The organism is Kordiimonas aestuarii (assembly GCF_025574465.1).
GTDB lineage: Bacteria > Pseudomonadota > Alphaproteobacteria > Sphingomonadales > Kordiimonadaceae > Kordiimonas > Kordiimonas aestuarii.
In genome coordinates, this window is the sequence record NZ_JAOBPP010000020.1 from 162328 (window position 1) to 183386 (window position 21059).

Annotated in this window: 24 protein-coding genes; 19 read left to right on the top strand and 5 right to left on the bottom strand. The window is 56.5% G+C overall.

Features of this window, described 5'->3' with window-relative positions:
- Positions 1–7: 7 nt before the first annotated feature.
- Positions 8–766, top strand: a complete 759-nt coding sequence (locus OEU85_RS10130; protein WP_262691355.1) for a type 2 periplasmic-binding domain-containing protein — start codon at positions 8–10, stop codon at positions 764–766.
- A 46-nt stretch (positions 767–812) separates the two neighbouring features.
- Here OEU85_RS10130 and speB read toward each other — a convergent pair whose 3' ends face one another.
- The gene (gene speB / locus OEU85_RS10135; protein ID WP_262691356.1) at positions 813–1721 is read right to left on the bottom strand and encodes an agmatinase; all 909 of its coding nucleotides are present in this window, start codon (positions 1719–1721) and stop codon (positions 813–815) included.
- A 306-nt stretch (positions 1722–2027) separates the two neighbouring features.
- Between speB and ilvD the strand changes: the two genes are divergently transcribed.
- The 4 genes from ilvD to panD all read left to right on the top strand — a co-directional run bounded on the left by ilvD (position 2028) and on the right by panD (position 5856).
- Positions 2028–3878 carry a dihydroxy-acid dehydratase gene (gene ilvD, locus OEU85_RS10140; RefSeq protein WP_262691357.1) on the top strand — a complete coding sequence of 617 codons (1851 nt, stop codon included), beginning with the start codon at positions 2028–2030 and terminating at the stop codon, positions 3876–3878.
- A gap of 5 nt (positions 3879–3883) precedes the next feature.
- Positions 3884–4321: an acetyltransferase gene (locus OEU85_RS10145; protein WP_262691358.1), complete on the top strand. Its 438-nt coding sequence runs from the start codon at positions 3884–3886 to the stop codon at positions 4319–4321.
- Between the two features lie 72 nt (positions 4322–4393).
- Positions 4394–5272 (top strand): hypothetical protein, encoded by an 879-nt coding sequence (locus OEU85_RS10150; RefSeq protein WP_262691359.1) that lies wholly within the window; start codon positions 4394–4396, stop codon positions 5270–5272.
- Positions 5273–5394: 122 nt separating this feature from the next.
- Positions 5395–5856 (top strand): aspartate 1-decarboxylase, encoded by a 462-nt coding sequence (panD, locus tag OEU85_RS10155; RefSeq protein WP_262691360.1) that lies wholly within the window; start codon positions 5395–5397, stop codon positions 5854–5856.
- Between the two features lie 3 nt (positions 5857–5859).
- On the opposite strand, the gene xth is transcribed toward panD, so the two are convergent.
- The 3 genes from xth to OEU85_RS10170 all read right to left on the bottom strand — a co-directional run bounded on the left by xth (position 5860) and on the right by OEU85_RS10170 (position 7677).
- A complete protein-coding gene (gene xth / locus OEU85_RS10160; RefSeq protein ID WP_262691361.1) occupies positions 5860–6648 on the bottom strand; it encodes an exodeoxyribonuclease III in 789 nt (262 codons plus the stop codon).
- Between the two features lie 42 nt (positions 6649–6690).
- Complete coding sequence (erpA, locus tag OEU85_RS10165) at positions 6691–7032, bottom strand: iron-sulfur cluster insertion protein ErpA (protein WP_262691362.1); 342 nt, start codon at positions 7030–7032, stop codon at positions 6691–6693.
- Positions 7033–7158: 126 nt separating this feature from the next.
- Entirely contained in the window at positions 7159–7677 is a 519-nt protein-coding gene (locus OEU85_RS10170) for a PAS domain-containing protein (RefSeq protein ID WP_262691363.1), read from the bottom strand.
- Positions 7678–7848: 171 nt separating this feature from the next.
- Between OEU85_RS10170 and OEU85_RS10175 the strand changes: the two genes are divergently transcribed.
- The 13 genes from OEU85_RS10175 (at position 7849) to OEU85_RS10235 (ending at position 19654) form a co-directional block, all read left to right on the top strand.
- Positions 7849–9060: a deoxyguanosinetriphosphate triphosphohydrolase gene (locus tag OEU85_RS10175; protein ID WP_262691364.1), complete on the top strand. Its 1212-nt coding sequence runs from the start codon at positions 7849–7851 to the stop codon at positions 9058–9060.
- Positions 9057–10808 (top strand): arginine--tRNA ligase, encoded by a 1752-nt coding sequence (gene argS, locus OEU85_RS10180; RefSeq protein ID WP_262691365.1) that lies wholly within the window; start codon positions 9057–9059, stop codon positions 10806–10808. Before OEU85_RS10175 ends, argS begins: the two co-directional genes overlap by 4 nt.
- 1 nt (position 10809) lies before the next feature.
- A complete protein-coding gene (locus tag OEU85_RS10185) occupies positions 10810–11598 on the top strand; it encodes an SPOR domain-containing protein (RefSeq protein ID WP_262691366.1) in 789 nt (262 codons plus the stop codon).
- A gap of 10 nt (positions 11599–11608) precedes the next feature.
- On the top strand, positions 11609–12616 hold the full coding sequence (nagZ, locus tag OEU85_RS10190; RefSeq protein ID WP_262691367.1) for a beta-N-acetylhexosaminidase: 1008 nt from the start codon (positions 11609–11611) through the stop codon (positions 12614–12616).
- 19 nt (positions 12617–12635) lie between these two features.
- Positions 12636–13286 carry a site-2 protease family protein gene (locus OEU85_RS10195; protein ID WP_262691368.1) on the top strand — a complete coding sequence of 217 codons (651 nt, stop codon included), beginning with the start codon at positions 12636–12638 and terminating at the stop codon, positions 13284–13286.
- Complete coding sequence (locus OEU85_RS10200) at positions 13283–14110, top strand: segregation and condensation protein A (RefSeq protein WP_262691369.1); 828 nt, start codon at positions 13283–13285, stop codon at positions 14108–14110. Before OEU85_RS10195 ends, OEU85_RS10200 begins: the two co-directional genes overlap by 4 nt.
- Before the next feature lie 5 nt (positions 14111–14115).
- Positions 14116–14847 (top strand): SMC-Scp complex subunit ScpB, encoded by a 732-nt coding sequence (gene scpB / locus OEU85_RS10205; RefSeq protein ID WP_262691370.1) that lies wholly within the window; start codon positions 14116–14118, stop codon positions 14845–14847.
- A gap of 75 nt (positions 14848–14922) precedes the next feature.
- Complete coding sequence (locus OEU85_RS10210) at positions 14923–15168, top strand: Sec-independent protein translocase family protein (RefSeq protein WP_262691371.1); 246 nt, start codon at positions 14923–14925, stop codon at positions 15166–15168.
- 37 nt (positions 15169–15205) lie between these two features.
- Positions 15206–15607, top strand: a complete 402-nt coding sequence (gene tatB, locus OEU85_RS10215; protein WP_262691372.1) for a Sec-independent protein translocase protein TatB — start codon at positions 15206–15208, stop codon at positions 15605–15607.
- Positions 15604–16443 carry a twin-arginine translocase subunit TatC gene (gene tatC / locus OEU85_RS10220; protein ID WP_262691373.1) on the top strand — a complete coding sequence of 280 codons (840 nt, stop codon included), beginning with the start codon at positions 15604–15606 and terminating at the stop codon, positions 16441–16443. The genes tatB and tatC overlap by 4 nt, the downstream gene beginning before the upstream one ends.
- Positions 16444–16469: 26 nt before the next feature.
- Positions 16470–17747 carry a serine--tRNA ligase gene (serS, locus tag OEU85_RS10225; protein ID WP_262691374.1) on the top strand — a complete coding sequence of 426 codons (1278 nt, stop codon included), beginning with the start codon at positions 16470–16472 and terminating at the stop codon, positions 17745–17747.
- Between the two features lie 21 nt (positions 17748–17768).
- Complete coding sequence (gene surE, locus OEU85_RS10230) at positions 17769–18551, top strand: 5'/3'-nucleotidase SurE (RefSeq protein ID WP_262691375.1); 783 nt, start codon at positions 17769–17771, stop codon at positions 18549–18551.
- A 104-nt stretch (positions 18552–18655) separates the two neighbouring features.
- Positions 18656–19654 (top strand): M23 family metallopeptidase, encoded by a 999-nt coding sequence (locus OEU85_RS10235; RefSeq protein ID WP_262691376.1) that lies wholly within the window; start codon positions 18656–18658, stop codon positions 19652–19654.
- On the opposite strand, the gene OEU85_RS10240 is transcribed toward OEU85_RS10235, so the two are convergent.
- A complete protein-coding gene (locus OEU85_RS10240) occupies positions 19651–20538 on the bottom strand; it encodes an ATP-binding protein (protein ID WP_394805412.1) in 888 nt (295 codons plus the stop codon). The two genes, OEU85_RS10235 and OEU85_RS10240, sit on opposite strands and share 4 nt — an antisense overlap.
- A gap of 133 nt (positions 20539–20671) precedes the next feature.
- Here OEU85_RS10240 and yajC point away from each other — a divergent pair, with 133 nt between their 5' ends.
- Positions 20672–21013 carry a preprotein translocase subunit YajC gene (gene yajC / locus OEU85_RS10245; protein WP_262691378.1) on the top strand — a complete coding sequence of 114 codons (342 nt, stop codon included), beginning with the start codon at positions 20672–20674 and terminating at the stop codon, positions 21011–21013.
- Positions 21014–21059 lie beyond the last annotated feature (46 nt).

Consider the following 21059-nt stretch of genomic DNA (forward strand, 5'->3'; position numbering starts at 1 on the left):
GATGAGCATGGGGCGAAACTTTGCACAGTTTGTCGTTGGACTGTGGGTGACGGTATGTTGCCTGCCAGCGCCAGCGCGTGCGGACCATGCGCTGCGTATTGCTGGGCCATCGATTGAAGGTGTGTTTGAGCTTGGCAAACCTGGCCCCTATTGGAACTTCTATGTGGATATTGCATCGCACAGCCCGGTAGAAGTTGAGCTATATATGTTGCCGGTCAAACGGTTTACCCGCGCTTTTTTCCGCCATGAGCATGACTGCATCTACATGGCCTCGGACGATGAAATCTTCTATGAAGAAAACGGCAAACCGTTGACTGACTTCCTGTACACACCTGCCTTTAGCCGCATCAACCTGCATGCCTATACCGCGCTGTCAGCACCGGTTATCCATTCGCGCGCCAAAATGGAAGGGAAGGCGATTGCCGGGGATGAAGGCCTGCATGTGAGTTCCATCGTGCAGCGGCGCCTTCCCTTTGCGAAATCCATCCTCTACGCCAAAACAGTCGATGATGCTTTTTCGCTGATCGTGAGTGGCCGCGCGCAGGTGGTGGTGGCCTATTCAATTGACGCCGCACAGTATTTTGACCGTGCCGGGGAGACCAGCTTCCATACGGACCCCGATTTTGTGTTGATGAGCCTTGGCGAAGGCATGACCTGCTGGCCATCGGCAGATGCGGAGGTGTTTATCGCTTACGCGTCCGAGCGCATCAAGGCGCTGAACGCAAGCGGCGAGCTTAAAACCCGTTTTGGTTTCATGAGAGAATAAGCACGGTTACGGCACCGTAACTATGGCACCGTAACCACTTGGGTTGTCAGCGTTTCAGTTTGCGCGCCTCGGCCATCAGATAGAGAATATCACAGGCGATGGTTGCCCCGGCGAGCGCTGTGATCTGGCTTGCCGTCTCATAATGCGGTGCCACCTCCACCTGGTCACCCCCCACAATGTTCAGGCCTTTGAGGCCTTGCAGTACTGCGCGGGCATAGGCTGTGCTGGGCCCGCCCACCACCGGCGTACCGGTTGCCGGTGCGTAGGATGGGTCAAGGAAATCGATATCGAAGGTGACATAGGCTGGTCGGTCGCCCACGCGGGCGCGGATCGCTGCCGCGACCTCCTCAGCCGGGGTCGCGAGACATTTGTTGGCATCCCAGATATCAATGCCGTGGGTGTCCGGGTTCGGTGTGCGCAGGCCCACGTGTACGCTGTGCTCAGGCAGGATGATGCCTTCCTTGAGCGCATGATAGAACATGGTGCCGTGGTTAAGGTCCTCGTCCACCCAGGTGTCTGAGTGTGCATCGAAGTGTATCATCGCCAGGGGCCCGTGTTTTTTTGCGTGCGCGCGCATCAGGGGCAGGGCGATAAAATGGTCACCACCAATGCCAAGCAGGGATGCGCCCGCATCTAGAATTTCAGCCGCCTTGGCTTCCACGACAGGGCACAGGCGTTCAGGGTAGGCGATGAAACCGTTCACGTCCCCCATATCTCGCATGGTGAAAGCTTCGCGGATGTCATAGTCCCACGGCCATACCCCCCATGGGAATTCCGCCATGGTAGTCGACAGTTCCCGTACCGCACGCGGGCCGAACCGTGCGCCGGGGCGGCCCGTTGTGCCCAGGTCATAAGGAACGCCCAGCACAGCAAGCTCAACGCCCTTGGGGTTTTCCGCGTATCCGCAGCGATAAAAACTCAAAATCCCGGAATATGTGTCGGACCAGTCAGTCACGATTTGCTCCAATCCTTAATGACGCCAGCACCCTATCATATATTTTGTGATCACAAAATAGGGCGCCGGTGCAGCCGTGGCCAGCACCTTGGCCGGTGAAATGATTTATCTGGCCGAAAAATACAAGGGTTTTTGTATCGCACCGCGACAGAAATGCCTGGATGGCCGTGATATGACTTTATAATATTATTACAATATGGCGGCTATTTTTGAACGATTAATGATCGACACAGGCAAGGTGTGGCGCTAAAGTCCGGCGCGAAAGCAGGGCGTTGCCCACAGTTTGATAGACCAAGAGGAAGTTTTATGCCTGAGTATCGCTCCCGTACCTCCACCCATGGCCGCAATATGGCGGGCGCTCGTGCGCTGTGGCGCGCGACCGGCATGAAGGATGACGATTTCAGGAAGCCGATTATCGCGGTTGCCAACAGCTTTACCCAGTTTGTGCCGGGGCATGTGCACCTGAAGGACATGGGCCAGCTTGTCGCGCGAGAGATTGAGGCGGCGGGCGGCATCGCCAAGGAATTCAACACCATCGCCGTTGATGACGGCATTGCCATGGGTCATGACGGCATGCTCTATAGCCTGCCAAGCCGCGAGATCATCGCCGACAGTGTGGAATATATGGCTAATGCGCACTGTGCGGATGCCCTTGTCTGTATCTCCAACTGCGACAAGATCACACCGGGTATGCTGATGGCGGCCATGCGCCTCAATATCCCGGCGGTGTTTGTCTCTGGCGGGCCGATGGAAGCGGGCGAGGATGATTATGATGGCGAGGTCAGGAAGCTTGACCTTGTGGACGCCATGGTTGACGCCGCAAACCCGAATGTATCGGACGAGGATGTTGCGCGTATTGAACGCAGCGCATGCCCGACATGCGGCTCGTGCTCTGGTATGTTCACCGCCAACAGCATGAATTGCCTTACAGAGGCGCTGGGCCTCAGCCTGCCGGGCAATGGCACCACGCTGGCGACACACGCCGACCGGCGGGAACTGTTCCTGACCGCCGCGCGGGTCATCGTACAAGCCACCAAACGATACTATGATGAGGGCGACCAAAGCGTGCTGCCGCGCAACGTAGCCAGTTTCGGTGCGTTTGAAAACGCCATGGCGCTGGATATTGCCATGGGCGGTTCCACCAACACGGTACTGCACATCCTCGCCGCCGCGCAGGAGGGTGAGATTGATTTTACCATGGCAGACATTGACCGGCTGTCGCGCAAGGTGCCGAACCTGTGCAAGGTGGCACCCGCAACGCAGAAATATCACATTCAGGACGTGCACCGCGCAGGCGGCATTTTCTCTATCCTTGGTGAGTTGAACCGTGCCGGGCTGATCAACGGCGAATGCACGACCGTGCATACCCGCACGATGAATGAAGCCATCAGCCGTTATGACGTGCGGCTGAGCAACGACCCGGACCTGCACCAGTTTTTCCGCGCGGCGCCCGGTCGTGTGCCCACCCAGGTGGCCTTCAGTCAGAACAAACGCTATGAGGAACTGGACCTAGACCGGCACGAAGGCTGTATCCGTGATGCAGAGCATGCCTACAGCCGGGACGGCGGCCTCGCGGTGCTGTACGGCAATATTGCCGAAGAAGGCTGCATCGTCAAAACCGCCGGTGTGGACGAAAGTATCCTCAACTTCACCGGTCGTGCGCGCATTTTTGAAAGCCAGGACGCCTCGGTCGCGGCAATTCTGGGCGGCAAAATCGAAGCCGGAGACGTTGTGGTTATCCGCTATGAAGGACCGCGTGGCGGGCCAGGCATGCAGGAGATGCTCTATCCCACCAGCTATCTCAAGTCCATGGGGCTTGGCAAGGAGTGTGCCTTGCTGACCGACGGTCGGTTCTCGGGCGGTACCAGTGGCCTTTCCATCGGGCATGCGAGCCCGGAAGCCGCCGAGGGCGGAGCCATTGGCCTTGTGGAAGAGGGGGATGTCATCGAGATTTCGATCCCCAGCCGCAGTATCAATGTCAAGGTGGATGCCGCAACCCTTGCCGCCCGTCGCGAAGCGATGGAGGCCAAGGGCGACAAGGCATGGAAACCTGAACACGCGCGGCCCCGCAAGGTATCAAAAGCGCTTCGGGCCTATGCCGCGATGGCAACCTCGGCCAGTCGCGGTGCCGTGCGTGACGTTTCAAAATTTGAGTAAATCCAGTGGCTTTCCGATCAGCGACAGCGGCCGACCTTGGCCGCTTGTATGAGATTTGGCTCGCGGCCATACTCATGACCCATGGTTTTCTGAACGATGATGCTCGTGCAGAGATTGGAGCAGTTGTCAAAAATGACTATCTGCCCAATGCCGAGTTCGAGGTCTACGCCGACAGCGATGACCGGCCCCTTGGTTTCATGGGCTGTAGCGGCAATAATATTGACGCGCTTTTTATTGACCCCGCCGAGCACGGCAAGGGCATCGGCCGCCAGTTTATTGACAGGATGAAAGCAGAATTTCCCCGCCTGACCGTTCAGGTGAACGAGCAACAACCGCAGGCGCATGCCTTCTACCGGTCGTGTGGTTTTACCGATATCCGCCGCGATCCGGTAGATGATGCAGGCCGGCCGTTTCCCACCGTCCATATGGAATGGAGGCGATAAACGCGGCTGTTTACGCTTTTCAAACCTGCCCTGCTACGGTAGCGTGCAGGCATGCTATTGAGGGGGACAGCCATGAGTGAAAAATTTCCAGTTATCTCGATTGCCAAACAGGCGTATTCACAAGCGCTTACCTACCGCAAGGGCCTTGCTTATACGGCTCTCCTGACCATGGGCCTTTTTGCACTGGGTTATGGGCTGATCTATGCTGTTTTCGGCAGCGGCACAGCCGAGATGCTGGAGGTGGCCAGTCATGGCGGCAAAATGCCAATGCCTGCCGCAAACGGCGCGACCATACTGTGGGCGTTGTTGGCTCTTGCTATCGTCTTTTTCTTTTTTTCAATGATCTTCAACATGTGGGTCAGGTACGGCTCATTGGGGGAAGACGGTGTTGCTTATTCGTCGACAGCCACTGCGTTAAAAGCTGGCTTTATCACCATGGTCAAATTCTTTTTTATCGGGATTTTGCTTGTGATTGTCGCCGGGGTGGTAAACGCGGTACTGATGATTACCGGTGTTATGCCGCCCGCTCCTGAAGGTGAGATGCTGGTGCCGACCGCCAGCAATGTTATCCTGAGCACGCTTGTTTTATACGGTGTGATTAGCGGGATCTATTCCTTGTTCTCAAGCAATCTTACCCAGACAGCCCTTGGTTCTGACAAGGAAGAGGTCGGCCCGGCACATGTGGCTGAATTTGCCGTGGTGCTGTTTCTGATCAATGTCGTCTTGCTGCTGCCGGTTGGCTTGCTCGGCCTTGTGTTGCCGTTCTGGCTTGTCTGGTTTGTGCAATGTATTGCCTATGTATTGCTGACCGCCGCAATCCCGGTTGCGCATGGTTTGCGCTATGACTGGCAGCGCCAGGTGTTTGCCGGCGAAAGTGCGCGGGATCAGTTTGGTATAACTGAGGCCGAGGCACTATCATCGTCAGATGATGGTGGCGAAGAGCCAAAATGATCCGGTGGAAGCCGGGTTTCCGCCCGGCTTTTTAGTTGTGGTCTTGACGCCTGGCCGAGCCTAAGTCATATCCGCTGTTCAGTTGCCGATGTTGAGGCAACCAAGATGAAAGGATAGGTCGCTTGAGCAAACCACATCTCGATGGCGCACTGCGCCCCTTCATGTATGGCAAACTGCACCGCGTAACCGTAACTGGTGCGGAACTGAATTACGTGGGCTCGATCACGGTTGATCCATTACTGCTGCGTACGGCGGGCCTGTTGCCCCATACCGCTGTTGATGTGGTGAACATCACCAATGGCGAGCGCATTACCACTTATATCATTGAGGGCACGGAAGGCTCTGGCGTTATATGCCTCAATGGTGCGGCGGCGCATCAGTTCTCGAAAGGCGACCTTGCCATCATCATGGGGTATGAGCAGGTGCCAGCCTATGACCTGCCGGGCCGCATCTCGCGCGCGGTGCATGTGGACGGCAACAACAGCATTGTTGCGGTGGACGAATATATTACGCCAGGCCTTGATGAACTGGGCAACCCAGCCAATAACCGTGAAGGTGAAGTTTACGAGACCGTGGACGCCTGACGGTTAGTCGATATCCAGCTCAACCCACACAGGCGTGTGGTCGCTGGCTTTTTCCTTGGCCCGGGGCAGGCGATCAACCTGTGCATCCTTCAAGAGATCGGCGGCTTGTGGTGACAAAAGCAGGTGATCGATCCGGATACCATGATCCTTGGGCCATGCGCCGCGCTGGTAATCCCAGTAGCTGTACATCGGGCCGGACGGTGTGATCTGCCGGATGGCATCCAGATAGCCAAGATTGAGCAGGCTTCTGAGCCGTGCGCGGCTTTCCGGTTGTGTTAGTGCATCATCGACCCACGCTGCCGGGTTATGGCAGTCTTCATCATGCGGGATGACGTTATAGTCGCCCGCCAGCACAACAGGGACCTCAAGGGCGCGCAGCTTTTTGGCGTGCTCTATCAGGCGGTCCATCCAGCCCAGCTTATAGTCAAACTTGGGCCCTGGTTGTGGGTTGCCGTTCGGCAGGTAAATAGATGCGACGCGCACCCCTTTGATCGTCCCCTCAATATAGCGCGCTTGCTCATCCTCGGCGTCGTTGCCACCATCAAGGCCGGGCAGGGCCCGTTTCACGTCCTCGATCGGATGTTTGGACAGCAGGGCAACGCCGTTGAAGGACTTCTGACCGAAAGTCTCGACGTTCCAGCCCTTGTCTTCAAGCTCAAGGCGCGGGAAATTATCGTCAATGCTTTTGATTTCCTGCAGGCAGGCAACATCCGGTGAAAACTCGTCCAGCCATTCGAGAAGGCGTGGCAGGCGTGCCTTCACGCCATTGATGTTGAAGGTCGCTATTTTCATAAACAGGTGGCCTTTAAGGTCGGGCGCGTTCAGGCCGCGCGGTCAGACAGCAAAAGAGGAACCGCAGCCGCAGGACGACGTGGCGTTGGGGTTTTTGACCTGGAAGGAGGCACCAACGAGGTCTTCAACAAAGTCGACTTCCGATCCCATGAGATAAAGAAGGGACATATTGTCTACAAGCAGGGTCACGCCTTCACGCTCCACCACAATATCATCAGCCTTCTGCTCTTCATCAAAATCGAAGCCATACTGGAAGCCACTACAGCCGCCGCCAGACACCGAAAGCCTGAGTTTCAGGTTCGGGTTGCCTTGCTGGGCGATCAGGGCCGCAACGCGCTTTGCCGCGCGTTCGCTGAAGCCGACTGGTGGTGCTTTCTCCGTCATAGTATCTCGTTGATCCGTCTTTTTGCCCTAAGGCATTTTCAAATATCGTTCCCCATATGTAGGGGCGTGGGCGTCGTGCGTCAATTCACGAGCCTGTGGTATATGGAATTAAAATAAAAAGCTGTATCAGGCGTGATCAGCTGCAAAGGCGGCAAAGTCAAGCTCAATGCGATCATGTTTGCTGAAATCGAACGCGAGCATCATGGTGTCAAGTATGTCGGTCTCGTCGTTATGCGAAAAGGGCAGCACAAGGGCAGTGAAATCAATCGGTTTTGCACCATCCGGCTGGAATTTTCCCTTGAAATACATCGGTGTCCCTGCAAGCGCGGACTCGTTGAGCATGGCGCGTACCACCTCGCGTACATTTTCGTCATGCGGTTCCACCAGCCGGTCGTGATTTTGCCTGAGGCGCAGCACCTCCAGCACCGTGTCGCCAGTCAACCGGTCATCGTACTCATCGACGCCCGAGACCGACACAATCGCTATCTGAGGCAGGTATTTGGGAAACTTCTGGGGGCGGAACTCTCGCTGGTTCGGGTATCTCCGGCCGTGGAGAATCTCTCGCCAATGGTTGAAAATGTCTTTGTGGAATGCGCCATTTTGCAGGGCAAGATTATCTTCAATTTTGAACGAGGTTTCTATCATTCCGCCAACTTGGTTAATAATGTATTAACAACAATATGTAAGATTAACTATTTGTTAACGTTTTGGAGTGTGCCAGAGCATTTCAGAAAAATCCAGCAAACAGTTGCTCAAAAAATTGGGCGCCTTTAATGTGCCGGAAACTGCTGCCGTAAGAGAGATGGAGAGACACCTATGAACGATGCTTTGCCGCGCTATGAAGAGACGCTTGCGTCCTACGCCTGCAAGCCGTCAGAAACCCGCGGCCGAGTGTTCAAGGAGCCAGAGACCCCGAATCGCAGCTGTTACCAGCGCGACCGGGACCGGGTTATCCATTCTTCCTCATTCCGGCGCCTGAAACACAAGACACAGGTTTTTGTCTACCATGAGGGAGACCATTTCCGCACGCGGCTGACGCATTCGCTCGAGGTGGCACAGATCGCACGCTCCATCTCACGCTCCATGCATCTTAACGAGGACCTTGCCGAGGCATTGGCGCTGGCGCATGACCTTGGTCATCCGCCTTTTGGCCATATCGGTGAAAGCGTTTTGAATGACTGTATGGGCGGCTTTGATGGTTTTGACCACAACGCACAGGCGCTTCGTCTTCTCACCCGGTTGGAGCATCGTTACGCGTCGTTTCAGGGGCTGAACCTGACCTGGGAGACGCTGGAAGGCCTTGCCAAACACAATGGCCCGCTCACCGACGCGCCGATAGATCCCAAGAACCCTCCGGAAAGCCTGCCGTTCGGCTTTCGTGATTACCTTCCGGAAAATGACCTGGAAATTCATACCTATGCGTCGGCCGAGGCGCAGATCGCAGCCCTTGCAGACGATATCGCTTATTCAAGCCACGATCTGGACGACGGCCTGCGTGCTGGGCTGTTTGAGCTTTCTGAACTCAAGCGTATTCCTGTCGTGATGCAGTTGATCGACGAAGTGAAATGGACGTACCCGGACGCACCAAAAGATGTAACGATCCATGAACTGGTGCGCCGCCTGATCAACCGCATGGTTGCCGACCTGATGGTCGAAAGCACAAAACGCATCGCGGCCCTTGATCCCAAAATACCCGATGATATCCGTAATGCGGGCCAGCCGACGATCTCCTTTGGTGCCGACATGCAGCAGGCGGTGAAGGAACTGAAAGCGTTCCTGTTTGACCGCATGTATCGCCACTATCTGGTCAACCGTATGGGCAGCAAGGCAAAAAGGGTGGTCACTGACCTTTTCAATCTGTATATCTCTGAACCCGAATGCCTGCCGACGGAATGGAGCGAACGCGCCGGTGAGCGCAATTCAGCTGAAACCGCTCGTGTGGTGGCTGATTTTATTGCTGGAATGACTGACCGTTTCGCCTTCCGCGAACACGCAAAACTGTTTGATTTGAACCGAGTATCACTATGAATGTTTTTACCCATTTCCGGGGTGCTATCGAGACGCTTTTGACCGCGCTTGCCACGTCCGGCGAGCTGCCTGAAGGGCTGGACTTTAAGAATGTCGCGGTGGAGCCGCCGCGTGACGCCTCCCACGGCGACATCGCCACCAACGCGGGCCTTGTGCTGGCAAAGCAGGCGGGCAAAAAGCCACGCGATATTGCAGAACTTCTCAAGCCCGGCCTTGAAGGGCTTGCAGAGGTTGAAGCTGTTGACATCGCGGGGCCCGGTTTTATCAACCTGCGCATCGCGGCATCTTTCTGGCAGGGCCGTGTGGCGGAAATCCTGAAATCCGGCACGCATTTTGGTGACAGCCCGATGGGCGGTGGTGAGAAAATCAACATCGAATATGTCTCCGCCAACCCGACGGGGCCGATGCATGTGGGTCATGTGCGCGGCGCCGTGTTTGGTGACGCGCTGGCGAACCTGCTGAAAAAGGCGGGTTTTGACGTCTGCAAGGAATATTACATCAACGATGCCGGTAGTCAGATTGATACGCTCGCTCGCTCCGCGCACCTGCGCTATCAGGAAGCTTACGGCCGCGATATTGGTGAAATCCCGGAAGGTCTTTACCCCGGTGACTATCTTGTGCCGGTCGGTGAGGCGCTCAAGGCCAAGTATGGCGACAAGTTTCTCGACGCTCCTGAAAGCGACTGGCTTGACTTGTTCAAGGTGGACGCCTCCGATGCGATGATGGTGATGATCCGCGAAGACCTGCGTCAGCTTGGTGTTGAGCATGATGTCTTCTTCTCTGAGCGCACCTTGCACGAAAGCGGACGCATTCCAGAGGCGGTGGCTGTGCTCAAGGAGCGTGGCCACATCTATGAAGGCGTGCTTGAGCCACCAAAAGGCAAAACACCAGAAGACTGGGAACCGCGTGAGCAGACGCTCTTTCGTGCGACCGACTTTGGCGACGACGTTGACCGTCCACTCCAGAAATCCACCGGCGAATATACCTATTTCGCTGCCGATATCGCCTATCACCACGATAAGTATGTGCGGGGTTACCACCAGATGATCGACGTGCTGGGCGCGGATCATGGCGGTTATGTCAAGCGCATGCAGGCAGCGGTGAAGGCCTTGTCGGAAGATGGTTCACTTGATGTGCGGCTTTGCCAACTTGTGAAACTCTACCGGGATGGTGAGCCGTTCAAGATGTCCAAGCGGGCGGGGAACTTTGTGACCCTGCGCGAAGTGGTTGAGGAAGTCGGGCGTGGTGTGACGCGCTTTATTATGCTGACCCGCAAAAACGACGCGCCCCTTGATTTTGACTTCAAGAAAGTCATGGAACAATCCAAGGATAACCCGGTGTTTTATGTGCAATATGCGCATGCGCGGGTCTGTTCGGTGCTGGCAAAAGCCAGGGAAGCTTTCCCGTCGCTTGACACTGGCGATGCGTCGCTCGCCGGCGCTGATCTTTCGCTCCTCAAGTCCGAGGGTGAGATCGGCATGATCAAGCAATGTATGGCGTGGCCGCGCATGGTTGAATCCGCCGCCGAAGCCCATGAGCCGCACCGCATTGCATTTTTCCTTTATGATTTAGCATCAGAGTTCCATACTTTCTGGAACAAGGGCAATGAGGATCAGAGCTTGCGGTTCATCATTGAAGGGGATGAGGCTGTCACCCGCGCACGTATGGCGCTTGTACGCGCCGTCGCATTGGTTATTGCGAGCGGACTTTCCGTGCTGGGTGTGACACCGCTGGAGGAAATGCGGTAATATGAACGATAAAAACAATGCACCGAACGATCAGGGCCGCCTGAGCGCGGAACAGGACATCCCGCCGTGGCTGCAACCCGTGCCCGAAGACGAGGAACCGCAAGGTTTTCTCGTCGGGCGCAAGATGTGGGTCATGGCCGGTGTTGCCGTGACTGTCGTAGCCCTGTTTGTGGCGGTCATCTTTGCGCTTTATGATGATGGCGCTGGCGAGCCGCCGCGCCATATCGTGGCTGACACCAGCCTGATCCGCGAAAAACCGGACGAGCCGGGCGGCATGGATGTACCCTATCAGGATAAGCAGGTTTTCGAACGGGCAGGTGGCGACACGCTGCCGTCGGGCGAGGTGAGCCTTGCCCCGCAGCCCGAGGAGCCCCTTGACACATTGCCTGAGGATCAGGTCTCCGACGATCCGATTGGGGACATTGCTGCCGAGGTAACGGACGCCAAGCCGACGCCAGCGGCAGCCAAACCCGAGCCCGCACCGGCCAAAAAGGCAGATGTCAGCAAGCCCAAAGAGGAAGCGCCTGCCAACAAAACGGCAGCTAAGGGCTTTATGGTGCAGCTCGGTGCTTACGGTTCTGAGGAATCAGCGGAGAAAGCCTGGCGTACCATCCGCGGAAAATACGGGAATTTCCTCTCCGGCCTTTCGCCGTCTTATGAGGCGGTACGGACAGGAAACCGCACCCTTTACCGCTTGCGGGTAGGCGCGCTTGATACGCGCGCGGCAGCAGATGAGGTTTGTCTGGGGCTTCGTGCCCAGCAGCAAGCCTGCATCGTCGTGAACCCGTAAGGCCGTTGCTATGATCCCAGCAATCTTTGGCTGTTCAGGAACGGCGCTGACGAAGGAAGAGCGTGGCTTTTTTGAGCGCACGAAACCTGCGGGTTTTATCCTGTTCAAACGTAACTGCGAAAGCCCGGACCAGATTCGGGCACTGGTGGCTGACCTCAAGAAAAGCGTAGGCCGTCACAAGGTGCCTATCCTGATTGATCAGGAAGGTGGCCGCGTGCAACGTATGACGGAACCACACTGGCGTAAATATCCGCCCATGGCCACCTTTGGTGCCATGGCGGCGAAAGATCCCACACTTGCCGCCAGCGCGCTTCGGCTGAATTGCCGGCTGATCGCCGACGACTTGCGGCGCGTGGGTGTGAATGTGGACTGCCTGCCGGTGCTGGACGTGATGCGTGATGACGCCGACCCCATCGTTGGGGACAGGGCCTTCTCACGGGATCCTGATCTTGTCGCTGCTTTTGGCCGTATTGTAGTGGACGCCCTCATGGATGGCGGGGTCCTGCCCGTGATCAAGCATTTACCGGGCCATGGCCGCGCCACGGTTGACAGTCATCTGGCGCTGCCCGTCGTGGATACGCCGATCGCGGAACTTGACAAAACCGACTTCAAACCGTTTCGGGCCATCAATGATGCGGCTTTCGGCATGACGGCCCATATTACCTACAGCGATATCGACCCCAACCGCCCGGCAACCCTCTCTCGCGTGGTGATAGGACGTATCATCCGCATGAAGATGGGCTTCACCGGCATCCTGATGTCCGATGATTTGTCGATGAAAGCGCTTTCGGGCGACTTTGCCGAGCGCACGCAGAACGCCTTTTCTGCCGGCTGTGATCTGGTGCTGCATTGCAACGGCAAGATGGATGAAATGCAGGCCATCGCAGCGGCGGCGCATCCTATCTCAGGAAAGCTTGAGAAACGTATTGCATCCCTCATATCAGAGGCGGATCAGGCGCCAACGGCGAACCGAGCGGATTTGCGCGCGCGCTATGAAGCCCTGATGGAAAAGTTTTAGAGTATAAAGGGGCCGCCTTTTGGACATTCTTGCCGACAAAATTTATCTTCTCAGCATCATGGCGCTGCCGTTTCTCCTGGCGGTGACGCTGCACGAGGCTGGCCACGCCTTTGCCGCCAACGCGCTTGGTGACAATACGGCGAAATCACAGGGGCGGCTGTCGCTTAACCCGCTCGTGCACATCGACCCATTGGGTACTGTGGTTATCCCGCTTGTGGCAGTGATGGCCAGTTTGCCGTTTCTCATTGGCTACGCAAAACCGGTGATGATCCAGCCGCGCTATTTCAAGAATATGCGCCGCGACATGATTATTGTCGCGCTTGCAGGACCGTTCGGGAATCTGGTTGTGGCATTTTTCTGTGCCTATGTGCTGCGGTTCTCGATCGGTTTTGGCGCTGGTGGCCAGGACTGGATCACCAACACCATGTACTACGGGATTTTCATGAACTGTCTGTTCATGGTGTTCAACCTGCTGCCGATCCCGCCTTTGGACGGTGCGGGCATCATCGAACAACTGCTGCCGTATGAGGCGGCGAAGACTTATCGTTCCATCGCGCCCTATGGTTTTTTCATCCTGATGGGTGTTATCCTCCTCGCTAAAGAGATTATTCTTGTGCCAACCCTGTTCATGACCGATCTTGTCGTGAACCTGGTTGGTGTGCCGATATGATGGAATTTGAAGAAGATACCGAGGGCGTCAAGCTGCAAGGCCGTGACACGGGTCATGACCCTGACCAGCTTGTGCTGCATATGGACGGCTTTGAAGGCCCGCTTGACGTGCTTCTGATGCTGGCGCGTGCGCAGAAGGTTGACCTTACCCAAATTTCCATCCTTGAGCTTGTGGAGCAATTCCTTGGTTTTGTGGCGGAAGCCAGGAAACTGAAGCTTGAGCTTGCAGCGGACTATCTGGTGATGGCGGCGTGGCTTGCTTACCTGAAATCGCGGTTGCTGCTGCCCAAGGAAGATGACGACGAGGAACCGTCCGCCGAAGAACTGGCATTTCGCCTGCAGCTTCGCCTGCAACGGCTTGAGGCGATGCGAGAGGCAGGCGCGCGGCTGATGGCGCGGGACCGTATGGGCCGTGACGTGTTCCGGCGCGGTAAACCGGAAGGCTTGAGGCTTCTCAAAAAAGGCTCGTACGATGTGACGCTTTATGAGCTGCTCCGGGCCTATGCAGATAACCGCCAGCGTAATTCTATTACGGAAATCCGCATCGAACGCCGCCCGGTTTATTCCCTTGAGGATGCTATCGAGCGCCTTTCAGGTCTGATCGGCGACACGTTTACCTGGGCAACCTTGTCTACGTTTCTACCTTCTAGTCTCAAGGATGACCGGCTGAGGCGTTCCGCACTCGCCAGCATGTTCGCGGCATCGCTTGAGCTTGCCAAGGCCGGGCAGGCGGACCTCAGGCAAATGGAAACCTTTGGCCCGATATATCTTCGCCAGCGCGTGGATGACGGCGCACAGGCCGGCAATGACAACAAGAATGAATAAGACCAATGTTGACGAGTGACGAAAACGAAGCACGAGTAGTAAGCCCCGAAACGGCGGTCCAGCACCGACGCATGGTGGAGGCGATTTTATTTGCAAGCGAGACCCCGCTTTCGGAGGAGGATATCGCCGAGCGTGTGGGGGAGGGCGTGGATGTGCTCTTGCATATTGAAGCACTGACAGAGGCATATGCATCTGCAGGCGTGAATCTGGTGTTTGTTGCAGGCAAATATATGTTCCGCACAGCGGAAGATCTGTCTTTTCTGTTGCGGCGCGAAGTGGATGAACCGCGCAAGCTGTCACGTGCCGCGGTGGAAACCATGGCGATTATCGCCTATCACCAACCCGTGACACGGGCCGAGATTGAGGAAATCCGCGGGGTTTCCATCTCCAAGGGTACCCTTGATGTGCTGATGGAGGCGGGCTGGGCGCGTATGATGGGGCGCAAGCGCACACCGGGCCGTCCTGTGACATATGGCACCACTGAAGATTTTCTGGTGCATTTTGGCATCGAGAGCATTAAAGATTTGCCGGGTGTGCAGGAACTCAAGGCGGCGGGCCTTCTGGACAGCGTCGATGTGGCGCTGGACAAGATGGGCGGCATGCCTGACCCGGCAAAGGCTGTTGCTGAAGCCGAGGGGCAGATTGATCTGGAGGAGGCAATCGCGCAGTCGGAGCGCGCCGCCACAGACGAAACGCAAGTTTTGCGCGTGAATAGCGAGGAGCAACCGGACGCCTGACTTGTTTCAGACCGTTTGCATTGCCAAATAGTAAGACAAACCGGCGCAAAGTGCCGGTGAGAGGGAGAAAGACATATGTTTCCGGGTTGGCTACAAATCGCACTAGTTGTGCTGCTTATCGTGCTGTTGTTCGGCCGTGGCAAAATTTCCGGGCTGATGGGCGACGTTGCCCAGGGCATTACAAGCTTCCGTAAGGGCCTGAAGGAAGGCATGGAAAGCCCGGAAGAGGGCGAAACACCCAAGGCGGTTGAGGACAGAAAAACCATCGATGGTGAAGTGGTGAAATCCTCCGAGACACAAAAAGACAAAACCGACGCGTAAGCCAAAGCTTGCGTTATAGGGTCGGGAGTCTTCTTTCATGTTTGATATCGGTGCGATGGAACTGTTTGTGGTTGCTGTGCTGGCGCTTGTTGTCGTCGGCCCAAAGGAACTGCCACGTTTGTTGAAAACTGCCGGGGGGCTGATGCGCCGCGTGCGGGAACTTTCAGCGGAATTCCGTCAGGGCGTTGAGCAACTGGCAGCTGAGGCCGAGCGCGAGACGGACCCGTTTCGTGATCTCAAGAAAAAAGAGGGACTGCGCCCGGGCATGAGCCCGGAAGAGGTCACCGACCATATTATGAAAAACCGTGAAGCCGAGGAAGCTGCGGCGATGGCGAAAGAGCCGATCAAGCGCAAATCGGACGGCACCACAAAGGCCGAACCCAAGGCGAAGCCAAATAAGGCTGAAGACGAACAAGCCGAAGGGGATAGCAAACCATGATGACCCCCAACCAGATTGGCAAGCCGGACATCACCGATGAGGAAGATGAGGTTGATGCAAGCCGTGCTCCGCTGCTTGACCACCTTAACGAATTGCGCGCCCGTTTGATCAAAGTGTTGATCGGGATGGTCATCACCTTCGGTATAGGCGTTTATTTCTCTACCGAACTATTTCAGATACTCGCGCGGCCTTATATGCAGGCGCAGGCCGGGAACGAAAATGCCCGCATGATCTTCACCGGGCTGATGGAAGGTTTTGCGGTCAACCTGAAGGTTGCGCTCTATGCTGCTTTTATCGTGACGTTCCCGCTTTTGTCGACCCAGATTTGGAAGTTTGTCGCGCCAGGCCTGTACCGCGACGAAAAGCGCGCGTTTCTGCCCTTTCTGGTGGCGACGCCTGTCCTTTTTGCCATGGGCGCGTCCCTGGCCTATTTCCTGGTAATCCCGTGGGCATGGCAATTTCTGTTAGGCTTTGAGCAAGCCGGGGGGGACGGCACTATCGCCATCACGGCGGAAGCCCGTGTGAGCGAATATCTCTCGCTTGTGATGCAGATGATCTTCGGCTTTGGCGTGGCTTTCCTGTTGCCCGTTGCCTTGACCTTGATGGGACGTGTGGGCATTGTGTCCGCCGAATCATTACGTGCCAAGCGCCGCTATATGGTTGTGGGCACGTTTCTGGTAGCAGCCTTCCTCACACCACCTGACCCGATTAGCCAGATCGCACTTGGCATTCCCATACTGCTCCTGTATGAGCTTTCCATCTTGCTGATCGCCAGCACGGAACGAAAAAAAGCGAGGGCTGAAGCCGCTGAAAGCAAAGATAACGCTGACGGCTGACGCCACGCGACAAAACCGGGATTATTATGTTTGACCTGAAATTCATCCGCGAAAACCCTGAAGCTTTTGACGCGGCGCTTGCCCGTCGCGGCGAAGATGCCCGGGCGCAGGAAATTCTGTCGCTTGACGAAAAGCACCGGGCGCTTTTGACCGAAGCGCAAACCGCACAGGCTCGCCGGAATGAAGCCTCCAAACTGATTGGCCGCGCCAAGGGGCAGGGTAATGAGGAAGAGGCGCAGGCCCTGATGGCTGAAGTCTCCGGGCTCAAAAGTCGGCTTTCCGAGCTTGAGGAAGAAGAGCGCGCGGTTGGCGAAGAGTTGACCACCCTGCTGATGAGCCTGCCCAATATGGTCTATGACGATGTGCCGGACGGAGTGGATGAAGAAGACAATGAGCAAGTGCGCACCTGGGGCTCGCCTCGCACATTTGATTTTGCGCCAAAGGAGCATTTCGACATTGGCGAAGCCCTTGGCATGATGGACTTCGAGCGCGCGGCCAAGCTTTCTGGCTCACGCTTCGTGGTGCTTTCGGGCGGTATTGCGCGGCTTCACCGTGCGCTGGGGCAGTTCATGCTGGACTTGCATACCAGGGAACACGGCTATACCGAGGTTATTACGCCCGCCATGGTGCGTGACACAGCGCTTCTCGGCACCGGCCAGTTGCCGAAGTTTGGCGAGGACGCCTTCAAAACGACGACGGACCACTGGTTGATCCCGACGTCTGAGGTGACGCTGACGAACCTGCACTCCGGCGAAATTCTGGACGAGGAGGCCCTGCCGCTGCGCTTTACCGCGCATAGCCAGTGTTTCCGTGCTGAAGCTGGTTCCGCGGGCCGCGATACCCGTGGTATGATCCGCCAGCACCAGTTCGAGAAGGTCGAGATGGTGACCGTGACGACCGAGGAAAAGTCCGACGAGGAGCTTGAGCGCATGACGGCTTGCGCCGAGGAAGTGCTCAAGCGGCTTGAGTTGCCGTTCCGCACCGTCAAGTTGTGCACCGGCGACATTGGCTTTGGCGCGCGGCGGACTTATGACATTGAAGTCTGGCTGCCGGGGCAGGACCGCTACCGCGAAATCTCAAGCTGTTCGACCTGCGGTGATTTTCAGGCGCGCCGCATGAAGATGCGCTGCCGTGCAAAGGGCGAAAAGCAGACACAATTTGTGCATACGCTCAATGGCTCCGGCTTGGCAATTGGCCGGACGCTCATTGCGGTGATTGAGAATTATCAAGAGGCTGATGGCAGCATTCGTGTGCCGGAAGCCCTGAAACCCTATATGGGCGGCGCAGAGGTTGTCGGCGCCTAAAACCTAAAACAGGCGAGGCTTATGGCTGCAATTTCACCAGCACGCATTCTTGTTTCCAACGATGACGGCATCAACGCGCCGGGCCTTGAAGTGCTCGAGCGCATTGCCAACCACTTCAGTGATGATGTTTGGGTAGTGGCGCCAGAGGAAGAACAATCGGGCGCCGGTCATTCCCTGACGCTTTCACGTGTGCTGCGCTTGCGTCAGCTTGCTGAAAAGCGCTGGGCGGTTTCTGGCACACCTACTGACTGTGTGATGATGGCCGTCAACAAGATTATGAAGGACCATAAACCCACATTGATCCTGTCCGGTGTGAACCGGGGCGGCAATATGGCTGAGGATGTGACCTATTCCGGTACCGTCTCTGTGGCCATGGAAGGTCAGCTTGCCGGTGTGCCGTCAATTGCACTGAGCCAATGCACCCGGCCTGATACAAAAACACGCTGGGAAACGGCTGAGCAGTTTGCACCCATCGTTATCAAACGCCTTATTGAGACCGGATGGCCGGAAAACGTACTGATGAACGTGAACTTCCCGGCGGTTCCGCCTGCGGATGTCAAGGGCATCAAGGTGACCGAGCAGGGCCTGCGGGAGCTGTCCGGCACCAATATCGAGGAACGGGTCGACCCCCGTGGCTTTACATACTACTGGTTTGGTCTCGGGCGTGAGATGGGGGTGCCGGGCCATGAGACCGATCTCAAGGCGATCCGCGGGGCTTATATTTCCGTGACACCGCTTCATCTTGACCTGACCCACCATGAAACCCGACGCTCCATGCTGGGCAAGGTGGATAGCGCATTATAAAATCATACTGATCTGTTGCCGAGCGGAAGGCATCCAGCTATCTTTTGAGCATGACGGGCGGAGGATCAATTTTTAAGCATGCAACCCCACGCTTGAGCCTGAGCGTGGCGGTGATATTTATGCTTTCCGCCTGTTCCACCGGCGGGTATGTGGTCGCGCCGGCGGATATTCCGGCGGTTGGTTTTGTACGCAATGCACCGAGGCCCATTCCGTGGCCTAAAACCAAGCCCAAACCGCCCGTGCGCTATGCGTCGACAACGCCGCAGACAGCGACGACCAGCCCGGCCAGGTCCAGCGGTTCTTCGTCGCGCGGCGACCACATCGTCCGTAAAGGGGAGACACTTTACGCCATTTCTCGCCGCTATGATGTACCAGTCAGGGACCTGGTCTCAGCAAACAGTTTGCGCGCGCCTTACACGCTTGCCATCGGGCAACGGCTGACGGTACCAAGCGCACAGATCCACACGGTGGCCAAAGGCGAAACCGGCTACAGCATCTCCCGTAGTTATGGGGTAACCGTCTCGGCGCTTATGAACGAGAACGGTATTCGGCCGCCATATACACTGGCAGTTGGACAAACGCTCAGGTTGCCGGGTGGCGCGAGCTCAAGTGGTGTGACCGCGGCGTCCGCCAGCCCGCGCATTGTGCGACCTCCCCAAACCGTGGGGCGCAGCGTGCCGCGTACGACACCGCCACCTCGGTCTTCCAGCGGTTTTGACTGGCCGGTGGCAGGGCGGCTGGCCTCACGCTTTGGCCCGAAGCAGGACGGGCTGCACAACGACGGCATCAACATTCTCGCACGGCAGGGCACGCCGGTGAAGGCGTCTGAGGCAGGCGTGGTGGTGTATGCCTCTAACGCGCTTGAAGGCTATGGCAACCTGTTGCTGGTGAAACATGCAGGCGGCTGGATCACGGCTTACGCCCACAATGAACGCCTGCTGGTTCGTCAGGGTGAGCAGGTCAGCAAAGGCCAGGTGATCGCGCGGGTGGGCAATACAGGAGGGGTCACTGACCCACAGTTACACTTTGAGATAAGGAAAGGGCGACAAGCGCTTGATCCACTTAGGTATCTTAGTAAAATGACCGCGTCAGCAGACAATTAGAAAGCGACGCGTTTTCCAAGTTCGCCTGCGACATTGACTACAAATTGCCACGCCGTCCGTCCTGACCTGTTGCCTCGTGTTTTGGCCCACTCAAGCGCTGCCGGGCGCCAGTCGACGTTGCTTTTAAGGCCAAATATGCTGAGGTAACCTTCTATCATCGAGAGGTATTCATCCTGATTGCAGGGGTGGAAACCTAGCCACAGGCCGAAGCGATCAGACAGGGCGATGGTTTCGTCCATTGATTCGTTGGGGTGGATGCCGGTTGCGCTTTCTTGTTCCATCATTGACCGAGGCAAAAGATGGCGACGGTTTGACGTCGCATAAAAAATGACATTCTCCGGTCGGCCTTCCAATCCGCCTTCCAGGACGGATTTCAGCGCTTTGAAATCCTGATCCGGGTTGTTGAACGACAGGTCATCGCAGAAGACAATAAAGGTGCGGTCTGTTTGTCGCAGATCGCCAAGGAGACCGGGCAGGGACGCAATATCCTCACGGTGTATTTCCACCAAAGCGGGGCCCTCTGTATTGCCGTCGGCCACGACTGCGGCATGCACAGCCTTGATCAGTGTCGATTTGCCCATACCACGCGCACCCCACAGCAGGGCATTGTTGGCGGAAGCACCTGCGGCAAAGCGCCGCGTGTTATCAAGCAGGGTGCGTTTGGCCCGGTCGATGCCCTTCAAGAGCTCCAGTTTCGGGGCGGAAACATGGGTAACAGGCCTTAGAGTACCTGCATCGGCATCAAACACATACGCATCGGCGCCTTTAAGGTTTTGTGACGGCGCTGACGCCTCGCTTCTTTGGGCTTCCAGTGCTGCGGTCAGCCGGTCGATGGCAGCAATAAGTGTGGCGTTTTCATTGTGCTGCGGCTTCAACTCTTGCATCCTTCTCAAAAAGCACCCATCTAGGATTGGCTTGATACCATGGTGAATGTTGCATTTGAAGGCAATGAAGCTATAGTCCGGCCAAGAATTTACCCGGTGGCTGAGGGAGCCACGACTTTAAAGAGGTTATCACATGTTATTTTCATCCGTTCTCGCACAGGCTACAGCTGGCCAGCTTGGCATGCTGGAGAGCTTTCTGCCCTTCATCCTGATCATTGCTATCTTCTGGTTCCTGATCCTCAGGCCCCAAAACAAAAAGATGAAGGCGCACCGCGAGATGGTTGCCAATGTACGTCGCGGTGACACCGTCGTGACCGCTGGTGGCCTTATTGGTAAGGTTGCCAAGGTGAAGGAAGACGATAACGAGATCGATGTTGACCTTGCTGAGGGTGTGCGTGTCCGCGTGGTTAAAAGCACGCTGACAGACGTCCGTGCAAAGGGTGAACCGGCACCGGCAGAAGATAAAAAGAAATAATTAAACCGCCCGGCCCTGTATGGTGTCGGGCGCTTGACCGTTTAGG

What these genes read in the sequence shown, in the direction of transcription:
- OEU85_RS10130 (WP_262691355.1), top strand. Translation starts at nt 8, where the DNA reads ATGGGGCGAAACTTTGCACAGTTTGTCGTTGGACTGTGGGTGACGGTA.
- ilvD (WP_262691357.1), top strand. Translation starts at nt 2,028, where the DNA reads ATGCCTGAGTATCGCTCCCGTACCTCCACCCATGGCCGCAATATGGCG.
- OEU85_RS10150 (WP_262691359.1), top strand. Translation starts at nt 4,394, where the DNA reads ATGAGTGAAAAATTTCCAGTTATCTCGATTGCCAAACAGGCGTATTCA.
- xth (WP_262691361.1), bottom strand. Translation starts at nt 6,648, where the DNA reads ATGAAAATAGCGACCTTCAACATCAATGGCGTGAAGGCACGCCTGCCA.
- erpA (WP_262691362.1), bottom strand. Translation starts at nt 7,032, where the DNA reads ATGACGGAGAAAGCACCACCAGTCGGCTTCAGCGAACGCGCGGCAAAG.
- OEU85_RS10170 (WP_262691363.1), bottom strand. Translation starts at nt 7,677, where the DNA reads ATGATAGAAACCTCGTTCAAAATTGAAGATAATCTTGCCCTGCAAAAT.
- OEU85_RS10175 (WP_262691364.1), top strand. Translation starts at nt 7,849, where the DNA reads ATGAACGATGCTTTGCCGCGCTATGAAGAGACGCTTGCGTCCTACGCC.
- argS (WP_262691365.1), top strand. Translation starts at nt 9,057, where the DNA reads ATGAATGTTTTTACCCATTTCCGGGGTGCTATCGAGACGCTTTTGACC.
- OEU85_RS10185 (WP_262691366.1), top strand. Translation starts at nt 10,810, where the DNA reads ATGAACGATAAAAACAATGCACCGAACGATCAGGGCCGCCTGAGCGCG.
- nagZ (WP_262691367.1), top strand. Translation starts at nt 11,609, where the DNA reads ATGATCCCAGCAATCTTTGGCTGTTCAGGAACGGCGCTGACGAAGGAA.
- OEU85_RS10200 (WP_262691369.1), top strand. Translation starts at nt 13,283, where the DNA reads ATGATGGAATTTGAAGAAGATACCGAGGGCGTCAAGCTGCAAGGCCGT.
- scpB (WP_262691370.1), top strand. Translation starts at nt 14,116, where the DNA reads ATGTTGACGAGTGACGAAAACGAAGCACGAGTAGTAAGCCCCGAAACG.
- OEU85_RS10210 (WP_262691371.1), top strand. Translation starts at nt 14,923, where the DNA reads ATGTTTCCGGGTTGGCTACAAATCGCACTAGTTGTGCTGCTTATCGTG.
- tatB (WP_262691372.1), top strand. Translation starts at nt 15,206, where the DNA reads ATGTTTGATATCGGTGCGATGGAACTGTTTGTGGTTGCTGTGCTGGCG.
- tatC (WP_262691373.1), top strand. Translation starts at nt 15,604, where the DNA reads ATGATGACCCCCAACCAGATTGGCAAGCCGGACATCACCGATGAGGAA.
- serS (WP_262691374.1), top strand. Translation starts at nt 16,470, where the DNA reads ATGTTTGACCTGAAATTCATCCGCGAAAACCCTGAAGCTTTTGACGCG.
- surE (WP_262691375.1), top strand. Translation starts at nt 17,769, where the DNA reads ATGGCTGCAATTTCACCAGCACGCATTCTTGTTTCCAACGATGACGGC.
- OEU85_RS10240 (WP_394805412.1), bottom strand. Translation starts at nt 20,538, where the DNA reads ATGCAAGAGTTGAAGCCGCAGCACAATGAAAACGCCACACTTATTGCT.
- yajC (WP_262691378.1), top strand. Translation starts at nt 20,672, where the DNA reads ATGTTATTTTCATCCGTTCTCGCACAGGCTACAGCTGGCCAGCTTGGC.